The 11,189-nt window shown below is 70.6% G+C and carries 11 protein-coding genes; 6 read left to right on the top strand and 5 right to left on the bottom strand.

All coding sequences use genetic code 11. The annotated features are described in order from the left end of the window. The 4 genes from dnaK to JWN68_RS00425 all read left to right on the top strand — a co-directional run. Nucleotides 1-1,778 (top strand): molecular chaperone DnaK (dnaK, locus tag JWN68_RS00410; protein ID WP_297733039.1); only part of this gene is annotated, 1,778 nt, incomplete at its 5' end. Then, entirely contained in the window at nucleotides 1,775-2,443 is a 669-nt protein-coding gene (gene grpE / locus JWN68_RS00415) for a nucleotide exchange factor GrpE (RefSeq protein WP_297733043.1), read from the top strand. The genes dnaK and grpE, both read left to right, overlap by 4 nt. 57 nt (nucleotides 2,444-2,500) lie before the next feature. Then, a complete protein-coding gene (gene dnaJ, locus JWN68_RS00420) occupies nucleotides 2,501-3,706 on the top strand; it encodes a molecular chaperone DnaJ (protein ID WP_297733046.1) in 1,206 nt (401 codons plus the stop codon). Nucleotides 3,707-3,776: 70 nt separating this feature from the next. After that, complete coding sequence (locus tag JWN68_RS00425; RefSeq protein WP_297733049.1) at nucleotides 3,777-4,196, top strand: MerR family transcriptional regulator; 420 nt, start codon at nucleotides 3,777-3,779, stop codon at nucleotides 4,194-4,196. A 3-nt stretch (nucleotides 4,197-4,199) separates the two neighbouring features. On the opposite strand, the gene JWN68_RS00430 is transcribed toward JWN68_RS00425, so the two are convergent. The 5 genes from JWN68_RS00430 to JWN68_RS00450 all read right to left on the bottom strand — a co-directional run bounded on the left by JWN68_RS00430 (nucleotide 4,200) and on the right by JWN68_RS00450 (nucleotide 8,138). Further along, nucleotides 4,200-4,991: a lysophospholipid acyltransferase family protein gene (locus JWN68_RS00430; RefSeq protein WP_297733052.1), complete on the bottom strand. Its 792-nt coding sequence runs from the start codon at nucleotides 4,989-4,991 to the stop codon at nucleotides 4,200-4,202. Nucleotides 4,992-5,039: 48 nt separating this feature from the next. Then, nucleotides 5,040-5,984: a PfkB family carbohydrate kinase gene (locus tag JWN68_RS00435; protein WP_297733054.1), complete on the bottom strand. Its 945-nt coding sequence runs from the start codon at nucleotides 5,982-5,984 to the stop codon at nucleotides 5,040-5,042. Next, nucleotides 5,981-6,529, bottom strand: coding sequence for an isochorismatase family protein (locus JWN68_RS00440; RefSeq protein WP_297733057.1), 549 nt, complete (start codon nucleotides 6,527-6,529; stop codon nucleotides 5,981-5,983). Before JWN68_RS00440 ends, JWN68_RS00435 begins: the two co-directional genes overlap by 4 nt. A 72-nt stretch (nucleotides 6,530-6,601) precedes the next feature. Further along, the gene (locus JWN68_RS00445) at nucleotides 6,602-7,381 is read right to left on the bottom strand and encodes a pentapeptide repeat-containing protein (protein ID WP_297733059.1); all 780 of its coding nucleotides are present in this window, start codon (nucleotides 7,379-7,381) and stop codon (nucleotides 6,602-6,604) included. A gap of 25 nt (nucleotides 7,382-7,406) precedes the next feature. Continuing rightward, the gene (locus JWN68_RS00450) at nucleotides 7,407-8,138 is read right to left on the bottom strand and encodes a DUF2786 domain-containing protein (protein WP_297733062.1); all 732 of its coding nucleotides are present in this window, start codon (nucleotides 8,136-8,138) and stop codon (nucleotides 7,407-7,409) included. A gap of 62 nt (nucleotides 8,139-8,200) precedes the next feature. Here JWN68_RS00450 and JWN68_RS00455 point away from each other — a divergent pair, with 62 nt between their 5' ends. Both JWN68_RS00455 and JWN68_RS00460 read left to right on the top strand, forming a co-directional pair. Further along, entirely contained in the window at nucleotides 8,201-9,889 is a 1,689-nt protein-coding gene (locus JWN68_RS00455; protein ID WP_297733065.1) for an EAL domain-containing protein, read from the top strand. A 166-nt stretch (nucleotides 9,890-10,055) separates the two neighbouring features. Continuing rightward, a partial coding sequence (locus tag JWN68_RS00460) for a Clp protease N-terminal domain-containing protein (RefSeq protein WP_297733068.1) occupies nucleotides 10,056-11,189 on the top strand: 1,134 nt, incomplete at its 3' end.

An 11,189-nucleotide genomic window follows, 5' to 3' on the forward strand; every position in this document is an offset into this window, starting at 1 on the left:
CCCGCACCACGCCGTCCGTGGTCGCGTTCGCCAAGTCCGGCGAGGTCCTCGTCGGCGAGGTCGCCAAGCGGCAGGCCGTCACCAACGTCGACCGGACGATCCGCTCCGTCAAGCGCCACATGGGCACTGACTGGAAGCAGAAGATCGACGACAAGGACTTCACCCCCCAGCAGATCAGCGCCTTCGTGCTGCAGAAGCTGAAGCGCGACGCCGAGGCCTACCTCGGAGAGCCGGTCACCGACGCGGTCATCACCGTGCCGGCCTACTTCTCCGACGCCCAGCGTCAGGCGACGAAGGAAGCCGGTGAGATCGCCGGCCTCAACGTCTCGCGCATCGTCAACGAGCCGACCGCAGCCGCGCTCGCCTACGGCCTCGACAAGGGCGACGACCAGACGATCCTCGTCTTCGACCTCGGTGGCGGGACGTTCGACGTCTCCCTGCTCGAGATCGGCGAGGGCGTCGTCGAGGTGAAGGCGACCTCCGGTGACAACCACCTCGGTGGTGACGACTGGGACAACCGGGTCGTCGAGTGGATGGTCAAGAAGTTCAAGGACAACAACGGCGTCGACCTCGCGGCCGACAAGATCGCCAAGCAGCGCCTCCAGGAGGCTGCCGAGAAGGCCAAGATCGAGCTGTCGTCGTCCAGCGAGACCACGATCCACCTCCCCTACATCACCCACGGAGAGGGCGGTCCGCTGCACTTCGAGGAGAAGATGACGCGCAGTGAGTTCCAGAAGCTCACCTCCGACCTGCTCGACCGCACCCGCGAGCCGTTCAAGAGCGTGCTCAAGGACGGTGGCGTCGACGTCGACAAGATCGACCACGTCGTGCTGGTCGGTGGTTCGACCCGCATGCCGGCCGTCAGTGAGCTCGTGACCGAGCTCCTCGGGGGCAAGCAGCCCAACAAGGGCGTCAACCCCGACGAGGTCGTCGCCGTCGGCGCGGCCCTGCAGGCGGGTGTCCTCAAGGGCGAGGTCAAGGACGTGCTGCTGCTCGACGTCACCCCGCTCTCCCTCGGCATCGAGACCAAGGGCGGCGTGATGACCAACCTCATCGAGCGCAACACCACGATCCCGACCAAGCGCTCGGAGATCTTCACCACGGCCGACGACAACCAGCCGTCGGTGGAGATCAAGGTCGCCCAGGGCGAGCGCCAGCTGTGGTCGCAGAACCAGCCGCTCGGCAACTTCGAGCTCACCGGTCTGCCTCCCGCGCCGCGCGGCGTGCCGAAGATCGAAGTCACCTTCGACATCGACGCCAACGGCATCGTCCACGTCTCCGCCAAGGACCACGCGTCCGGCCGCGAGCAGTCGATGACCATCTCCGGTGGCTCGGCGCTGTCCAAGGACGAGATCGACCGCATGGTGAAGGAGGCCGAGCAGTACGCCGAGGAGGACGCCAAGCGCCGCGACGCGATCGAGGCCCGCAACCAGGCCGACAGCCTCGTCTATTCCACCGAGAAGTTCCTCAACGAGAACGAGGACAAGATTCCCGACGACGTCAAGACCGAGGTCCGCGCGGACGTCGAGGCGCTCAAGGAGACGCTCGCCAAGGAGGACGCCGCCGCTGAGGACCTCACCGCCGGTGTGTCCAAGCTCGGCGAGTCCAGCCAGAAGATGGGCGCCGCGATGTACGCCGCGGCTGAGGCCGACAGCGCCGCAGCCCAGGCCGACGGCGGGTCCGAGGGCGAGCAGTCGGACGACATCGTGGACGCAGAGATCGTCGACGAGCCCACCGACTCCTCCGACGGCGCCAGCGCCGAGGGTGAGTCCAAGTGACCGGACCCGCCGGGGCCGGTGACGAGCGGGCGTCGTTCGGCGACGACGCTGGCGAGATGAGCCACGAGACCGAGGTCGAGGCGCCCGTGGAGGGCGCCTCGGCCCCGGCCGAGCCGGTCTCGGACCTTCTGTCCGACCCGACGATCGAGCCGGAGTCGCAGCCCGGATCGGTCGAGGCCGAGGGGCCGGTCGAGGCGGAGGGGAGCGATGTCGAGGGCGAGCTGCCTCCCTCGGCCGACGAGCAGCTCCTCGAGCGGACGGCCGACCTGCAGCGACTCCAGGCGGAGTTCCTCAACTACAAGCGACGCGTCGATCGGGACCGTGAGCTGATCTCGCAGAACGCGACGTACAAGGTGCTCCAGCCGATCGTCGAGGTGCTCGACACGATCGACCGAGCGCGTGAGCACGGCGAGCTCGAGGGTGGGTTCAAGTCCGTGGCCGACCAGCTCGAGCGCGTCGTCGCCGGGCTCGGACTGACCAAGTTCGGCGCGCCGGGCGACGAGTTCGACCCGACGATCCACGAGGCACTGAGCCACATCGGCGAGGACCCGGACGTCGCGGTGACCACGGCGAAGGTCATCGCCAAGTCCGGCTACAAGATCAACGACCGCGTGGTGCGAGCCGCCCAGGTCCTGGTGGTCGACCCGGCGACACCCACTGAGTGACGCGTCCACTCGGACGCGGCACACGGAGTGACATGAGATCCGAGAGGAGGGGTGCACATGGCTGACAACGATCGCCGAGGAAATGACGCCGTACGCAACGACTGGGCGACCAAGGACTTCTACAAGGTCCTGGGCGTGAAGAAGGACGCGACCGCCGACGAGATCAAGAAGGCCTATCGCAAGCTGGCCCGCGCCAATCACCCCGACTCCAACCCCGACGACGCCAAGAAGCACGACACGTTCAAGGCGGTCGCCGAGGCCTACGACGTCGTGGGTGACGCGGACAAGCGCAAGAAGTACGACGAGTTCCGCTCCCTCTCGGCGACCGGCGGTTTCGGCGGCGGGTTCTCCGGCGGGTTCAACCGTGGCCGCTCCGGCCAGGCCGGCTTCGACGTCAACGACTTCCTCCGGGAGCAGGCCGGCGGCGGCGCGGGGTTCGGCGACATGTTCGGCGACCTCTTCGGCGGCGGTGGAGCTCGTCAGCGGCCCCAGCAGGCTCGTCCCCGCAAGGGCGGCGACCTCGAGACGACGTCCACCATCAGCTTCGTGGATGCCCTCGAGGGCGTGATGATCTCGCTGCGTCTCACGTCCGACGAGGCCTGCCCCACCTGCAAGGGCACCGGGGGCAAGCCCGGGACCCGTCCGCACATCTGCGGCGGGTGCGAGGGCGCGGGCTATGTAGTCGCCGGGGTCGGCGGCGCGTTCTCGATGAACGAGACCTGCCCGACCTGCCACGGACGCCAGCTCGTCTACGACGACCCCTGCCCCGCGTGTCACGGCAGCGGCCGCGGCACCTCGGCGCGCACGATCCAGGCACGCATCCCCCCGGGCGTCAAGGACGGTCAGAAGATCCGGCTGCGCGGCAAGGGCTCGCCCGGCGAGAACGGCGGCCCGCCCGGCGACCTCATCGTCAAGGTCGTGGTCTCGAGCCACCCTGTCTTTGGCCGCAAGGACGACAACCTCACCATCGAGGTCCCCGTCTCGTTCGACGAAGCCACGCTCGGAGCCGAGATCAAGATCCCGACCCTGGGCGGCGCACCCGTCACGCTGAAGGTCCCCCCGGGCACGCCCAACGGACGCACGTTCCGCGTCCGCGGCAAGGGCGCCCGCAAGAAGGATGGGACGTACGGCGACCTGCTCGCGAGCATCGCGGTCGTGGTGCCAGAAGGGCTCAGCGACCACGCGCGCGAAGCGCTGGAGGCCTACCGCACGGCGACCATGGCGACGCCGCTGCGCGATGACCTCTTCCGGGAGGCACGATGATCGTCACCCCACGACGTTCTTCGTCTCCCCCGCAGCGCTTCACCGTCGAACAAGGCCGAGGTGGCCCCAAGTGAGCTTCGGCATACCCCCGCCCGATGCGGCCGTCTACGTCATCAGCGTCGCCGCCGAGCTGACCGGCCTGCACCCGCAGACGCTGCGCGCCTACGAGCGGATGGGCCTCATCCGGCCGGGCCGCACCGGCGGCGGGGGGCGGCGCTACTCCCACCGCGACCTCGAGCTGCTGCGCGAGATCGCGGACCTCACCTCGGCCGGCATCGGGATCGAGGGGGTGCGCCGCATCCTCGAGCTCGACAACCAGGTCGTGGCGCTGCGCCATCGCAACGACGAGCTGATGGCCGAGCTTGAGGCCACCCGCGCAGCCCTGCGGCAGTCCCTGACCGCGGCGGGCGCCACGATGCCCCCACCCAACAAGCTGCCCGTGCTGCGCCCGTCCCAGGCGTTGATGACCTTCCGTCGCCACCCGGGCTGAGCATCAGCGCCCGGCAGCTCGGTCCGCAGCGACGAGCAGCACGGACTCCGGGACGCCGAGCGGGTACGCCGCAGGCTCGCCCCGCACCTCGGCGACCTGGCCCACCAGGACTGCCATGACCTCGTCGGCGAGCCGCCGGATCAGCTCGTCGTCGAGCTGCTGGTCGCCAGTGACCCCAGCCAGTCGGCGTACGTCGATCGGGTCGCCGACCGCGACCCGCACCATCGGGCGCATGATCGTGTTGCGCAGCAGTCGAGTGACGAAGCGCTTCTTGCCGACGACCTGATGAGCGCCCACCAGGGCGGCCGGAACGATCGGCGCGCCCGTGCGCAGGGCCAGCCGCACAGCGCCGGTCTTGCTCCGCTCGGGCCACTGCGCCGGGTCGCGGGTGATGCGGCCCTCCGGGAAGAGCCCGACGGCTTCGCCGGCGGCCAACGCTGTCGCGGCGAGTCTGAGGGAGTCGGCGGCCGATGAGGTTCCACGCAGCACCGGGATGAAGCCGAGGCGGCGCAGCACCGGGCCGAGGACCGGGTGCCCGAACACACCGCCGGTCGCCATCAGCCGCAGCGATCGCCCGAGCTGTCGCCCGACGAGGGCCAGCAGGATGCCGTCGGCGAAGCTCGTGTGGTTGGCGACCACGATGACCGGGCCCGTTGGCAGCGCCTCGCCGCGGACGGAGCGGCGGGTGAACTCGAGGCGACAGACCGAGGTCACCACGCCGCCCAGGAGGCTTGCCAGCAGGGCGTAGAGAAGGGAGGCGCGGAGGCCCGGGGGATGCCACGACGAAACGTTCATGCACGCATTGTCGCGGTGCGGCTGCCCCGAGCGCCCGGGTAGGAGTGCTCAGTCCGCGGTGGTCAGGAAGGCATCGACCTCCGCCGCCGTCGGCGAGGTCGTCGGTCCCCGGCGAGTCACCTTGATCGCAGCCGCTGCGTTGGCGCGGCGGCATCCCTCGACCCACGAGGCCCCGCGCTCCGCCACCTCAGCCAGCAGGGCGCCCGTGTGCGTGTCCCCGGCACCGTTGGTGTCGATGGGCGTCTGGGGATAGCCCGGGATCATCGTGGTGGTCCCGTCCGCCAGCACGGCGCAGCCCGCGGCGCCGTCGCGGACAATGACCGTGGCTCCGCGCATCAGGGGGGCGAGCGCTTCGGTGTTCTCGAGGAGTCCGGCTCCGGCCGCTGGCCGGCCGACCGCAGACAACAGGGCGCCGGCCTCTTCGGCATTGCTGGTCCACACGTCGGTGCAGCGGAGCATCTGCTCTCGCACCCGGGCGGGCAGGGAGGCGAAGGCCGACCCCGGGTCGAGGACGACCACGACGCCCTCCGCCAGGGTGTCCAGCCACGCCAGCAGGGGCACCCGGGTCGACTCCAGCGCCAGCGAGAACCCGGTGACGCACACGAGGTCGCCGCTCCGAGGCTTCGAGATGTTGAGCGATTCGACGGAGATGTCGCGCTCGGCCCCGAGGGTGGTGACGAAGGTGCGCTGGGCGCTCGGTTCGACCAGCACGACACAGATCCCGGTGTCCCGTCCCGGCACCGGGTCCGCGGACACGCAGATGCCGTCCGCGATCAACGCCTGGCGGACGAGGTCGCCGTGCGGTCCCGTCCCGGTCGCACCGGCGTGCACGCAGGCGGCGCCGAACCGGGCCGCTGCGACGAGCACCGTCACAGCGCCACCGGCGTAGTCGGTCGCGGAGGTTGCCATGACGTTCTGCCCGCGCACCGGCAGGTCGGGGACCTCGATCACGACGTCGACCAGCGCCTGGCCGGTGTGGATCACGCGGGTCACGGGCGGACGTCCGCACTGGTGGCGAGGGTGATCTGCGGTGGGTACAGCGCCATCACGTCGAGGGCGCGTCGATGGTTCTCGGGGGTGGAGCCGGCGCAGGCGTCGGTCACGACCGTGAGCGTCGCGCCTGCGTCAGCCGCAGCGAGCGCGGTGGAGATGACGCAGCAGTCGGTTGACACCCCGGTGACCACGAGTCGCGGGGCGGGGCCGGTGATGGCACTCAGCTCGGGGCCCCACTTGCCGAAGGTCGGGGCGCTCAGCACCCGCGCGTCGAGGTCGGCCAGCTCGTCGACGACGTCGAAGAGGGGGTCGTTCCCGGGGACATCGGCGAACGGCCACGCCGAGAGGTACGCCGACCACGACCCGACGGCCGGACGCGGGGCCACCCAGCGGGTGACGATGACACGTCCACCGAAGTGCTCAGCCAGGCGGCGTACGGGCGCGACGATCGAGGGGAACATCGGCGAGCCCCACGGACTGTCGGGGTCGGCGAAGATCCGTTGCGGGTCGATGACGACCAACCAGGCATCAGAGGCGCTCCACATGGGGTCACCTTTTCACCCCGCCCCGTCGGTGTGCCCCCCCGCAAGGAGCTGGGCCAACGGAGGGAGGCTGGGTCAGGCCCAGTGGCGCGGGCGGTTCAGGACGGCGGGCAGCTCGGTCGTGGCGTCGCCCCGCACCGCGTTGGCCTGCGGCTGGGTCAGGAACAGCGCCTCGGCGAGCTGCGCTCCCCGCACGTCGGCGTCACGCAGGTCGGCGCCCAGGAGGTCGGCCCGGGTGAGGTCGAGCCCGCGCAGGTCGGCGGCGATGAGCGTCGCGCCGCGCAAGGTGGCGCCGCGCAGGTCGGAGGAGCGCAGGTCCCGTCCGGCGAGGTCGGCACGGGCGAGGTCAGGCCCCTCCCACCCGGACCTGAGCCGCATGCTGGCGATGGACAGGAGTCCGCCCACCTCCTCGCGGAGCTCGTCCACGTCGATGGTCAACAGCTGCTCGGGCGGGTCGCTCGTCAGCGCGGTGACCCGGTGAAGCACAGCGGCAGCGGCTCCCGGCAGGCGTCGCTCGACCTCGCTGAGCAGGATGAGCATCTCGTGCAGCTGCCGCATCACCGACAGCACGGCGGCCATTTCGCCGAGGTTGTCGTTCTCGCGCCACGAGACCCCTGCGTAGGTGACCTGGGAGACCTGTTGGCCGGCACCGAAGCACTCGAAGACGGTGCAGCCAGGCCAACCGTCCTCGCGCAGGGTGGCGTGGATCCCGCAGCCGTCCGAGGCGTCGAGGTGGTGGCACGCCGTCCCGCTGGCCTTGGCCACCCCGAACCCGGCGTCGCGGGAGAAGGACAGCAGGACGCAGCACAGGCCGAAGCAGGAGCCGCAGTCCGAGCTCAGGACGGGAAGGTTCACGGGGCCATCATGTCCGGTGACCGGCTCAGCCGAGTCTCCTGCGGGCTTGTCGGGTGACACCGGGGGTACGACCGAGGTCGGCTCGCCGTCCAGCGGCGAGGCCGTCCGCCCCACCGCCTCCGGAGAGGTAGCGCGGCGCCGCCGTACGCAGACGTGGGTAGACCTCGGCCGCCGCGCGATCGGCGAGAGCCGCCCGGTCCGCCAGGACGAGCGCTGCGGAGGTGCCGGCTGCCGCGAACCTCCTCTCGGACTCGTGCGCCGCTGTCGCCTCCGCCTCCTGGAGCCGCTGCCCGATCGCGGCTGCGAACCCCAGCCACCAGGTGCGTCGGTAGGCCGCAGGGTGCTCGCCGCGTGGGACTCCTCGCCGCGTCAGCTCCCCGGTGCCCTGGACCATCAGGCTGGTCAGGAGCATCTCGCTCAGCACGAGGTCGGTGGTGGCGCCGAAGAGATGCAGCGAGTAGTCGCTCGCGGAGCCTCGTCGCGTCGTGCGCAGGACCGCGCTGCAGCGCAGGCCTCGGGCGACTGCTGCTCCCAGGCTGCCTTTCTCGATGGCGTACGGCGCCAGCAGCTCCACGACCAGGTCGCCGACCACCTCGCGACCCGGATCGCTCGCAGCCAGCAGGGCCGCGTCGACGCCGTGGCGGGCCATCAGCTCGGCTGCCTTGGCGTTGAACGCCTCCGACTCGGCGTTCGTGGCGGCTGGGTCCTCGGCCTGCGCGAGCAGCTTCCGGATCCGCGCGAGCTTGTCCTCGGTCATCTTTCCCCTCCGATGTTGTCGTGCGTCACCCACGGTCCCACCCACTCGGTTACGGTTCAGCAATGGGGACTCGAGCACGGTTGGTCTTCGCCGTCTTGGCGGGGGTACTGCTGACCGGTGCTGTCGCCCTCGGGATCGCGCTGATACTCACACCGCGGACCGACACCGGGTCGGAGTGGCTGGCCCTGGGTGCCATGGGCCTCGTCGGGCTCGCCATCGGGCTGGGGGCCAGCTGGATCGTCTCGAGCCGGTCGGCCCAGCCTGTCGCCAGCCCTGCCGCCAGCCCCGTCGAGAGCCGATCGATCGCCCCCCTCGCCAAGCTGCCGGATGCCGCTTCGCCAGAGGGCTCTGTGCTGGACGGGGCCGGCCCCGCTCCGTCTGCACTGGCTGCGCCTGGCCTGGCCGCCTCTGCGCAGGCGGCTTCCGCACAGGTCGTGGAGGCTACGGAGGCCATGGAAGAGGCCAGGGACGAGGGGGTCCCCTCACTGGCCGACGCCCGGATGGAGCAGTGCATCAGGGATGCCCTGGAACACGACCGCGTCACCTTGGCGTACCAGCCCGTCATCGACCTCACCACAGGCCTGCTCGTGGGAGTGGAGGCCCTGCTCCGGCTCAAGGACGCGGACGGGGAGACGATCGCACCGTTCGAGGTGATCGGCGTCGCCGAGCGGTCGGGCCTCATCATCGACCTGGGATGGCGCGTGCTCCAGCTCGCCGCCCTGCAGGGGGGTGCCTGGCGCGACGACTACAACGTGGTCGTCCCGGTCGCCGTCAACGTGTCCGCGGTTCAGCTCGGCTCGAGAGACTTCCCCACCGACGTCCTCGCCTCCGTCGCCCGGGCAGGGATCCCCGCGCACGGCCTCACCCTCGAGCTGACCGAGTCCGTCATGCTGGGCGGGACGTCGCCCGGCTCCGCACAGCTCCATCAGCTGCGGGCCGCGGGCTTCGAGCTCGCCATCGACGACTTCGGCACGGGATATGCCTCGCTGTCCTACTTGCACGAGCTGCCGGCGTCCACGCTCAAGATCGACCAGACGTTCGTCAGTGGAGTGCCGGACGACCGTCGCGCCGTCGCGATCGTGGCCGGCGTCGTGGCGCTCGCCCGTCACTGCGGCATCGCCTGCATCGCCGAGGGGATCGAGACCGAGGAGCAACGCGCCCACCTGGCCCGGCTGGGTGTCCTCGGCCAGGGTTACCTGCTGGGCAGGCCCGGACCCGCACACGCGATCGGCACCATCATCGAACAGGGTCGCGCGGACCTGGTCCCCTTCAACCCGCCGTCCGGCGAATCCGCTGATCCCACCCCGGCGAGGGACCCGGTCACCGGGGCGCTGTGGCGGGACCCGGGGATGAGGGAGCTCGACCGGGAGGTCGTGCGAGCCCGCCGCTCGGAGAACTCACTGGTGCTGGCGTTCGTGCGGGTCGAGGTCGACGTGTCCGTCGACCAGCGGAGCGCGCACCTGGTGCTGGTCGAGGTCGCGGTCGCGCTGCAGGAGGCCCTCCGCCCCTACGACCTCGTCGTCCGCTACGGCCGTGACGAGCTGGTCTGCGCCGTGGTCGGCACCCCGTTGCCGGCACTCGAGGAGCGCCTCAACGCGGTGGTCGAGGACATGCGGCTCCTGCCGGACGCGCCCACTGTTCTCCTGGGGCTGGCGGAGATGCAGCCGGGTGAGTCGCTGGAGGCGCTCGTCTCCCGGGTCGACGTGGGCTCGACGCCGCGATCCTCCGCTGACACCGACGCCCGACGCTGACACCCGACGCTGACGCCCCCCGCTCACGCTCAACGCGGCCCGCCGCTGAGGCCTACGCTGACGTTTCATACGTCTCGAAGTTGAGGGGAATCGACTCAACTTCTGGTGCGTTGAGCCTGACGAAGGCCACAGTGGGCCACCCCGACTCATGGAGGAGATGCGAGACATGAGCCAGTTCGGCGTCGAGAAATTCACCACCCGGAGCCGCGAGGTCATCGAGGCCGCGCAGCTCAGCGCCACCACCGGTGGCAACACCCAGACGGAGCCCGTCCACCTGCTGGTCGCCCTGCTGCGCCAGGAGGACGGCACCGCCCGCAACCTCGTCTTGAAGGCCGGCGTCGAGGCCGCGGCGCTGACCGCCCGCGCCGAGCAGGCCGTGAGCGCCCTGCCCCAGGCGAGTGGCGCGACGGTCCAGCAACCAGCGGCGAGCGCGGCGCTCACCCGGGTGCTCGGCAAGGCGATCGACCTCGCGGCCACCATGAAGGATGACTACGTCGCCACCGAGCACCTCCTGATCGGGCTCGCCACCGTCGAGTCCAGCGCCCGCACGATCCTCACCGAGGCCGGCCTGTCCGAGGCCGGCCTGCGAGAGGGCCTGACCGCCGTCCGCGGCAACCGTCGCGTGACCAGCCAGGACGCGGAGTCGACGTACGAGAGCCTCGACAAGTTCTCCGTCGATCTCACCAAGGCAGCCGAGGAGGGCCGCCTCGACCCGGTCATCGGCCGTGACAACGAGATCCGCCGGGTCATCCAGGTGCTCAGTCGGCGTACCAAGAACAATCCGGTCCTCATCGGCGAGCCCGGTGTGGGCAAGACCGCGGTGGTCGAGGGCCTCGCGCAACGCGTCATCGACGGCGACGTGCCCGACTCGCTCAAGGGACGGCGGCTGCTCAGCCTCGACCTGGCGGCGATGGTGGCCGGCGCGAAGTACCGCGGCGAGTTCGAGGAGCGGCTCAAGGCGGTGCTCGAGGAGATCAAGGACGCCGGCGGGCAGATCATCACCTTCATCGACGAGCTTCACACGGTCGTCGGGGCCGGCGCGGGTGGCGACTCCGCGATGGACGCCGGCAACATGCTGAAGCCGATGCTGGCGCGCGGCGAGCTCCACATGATCGGGGCCACGACCCTCGACGAATACCGCGAGCGGATCGAGAGAGACCCGGCCCTGGAGCGCCGGTTCCAGCAGGTCTTCGTCGGCGAGCCGAGCGTCGAGGACACGATCCAGATCCTGCGTGGCATCCAGGAGAAGTACGAGGCGCACCACGGTGTCCGCATCACCGACGCCGCACTCGTGGCGGCC

The organism is Nocardioides sp. (assembly GCF_025964975.1).
Taxonomy (GTDB): domain Bacteria; phylum Actinomycetota; class Actinomycetes; order Propionibacteriales; family Nocardioidaceae; genus Nocardioides.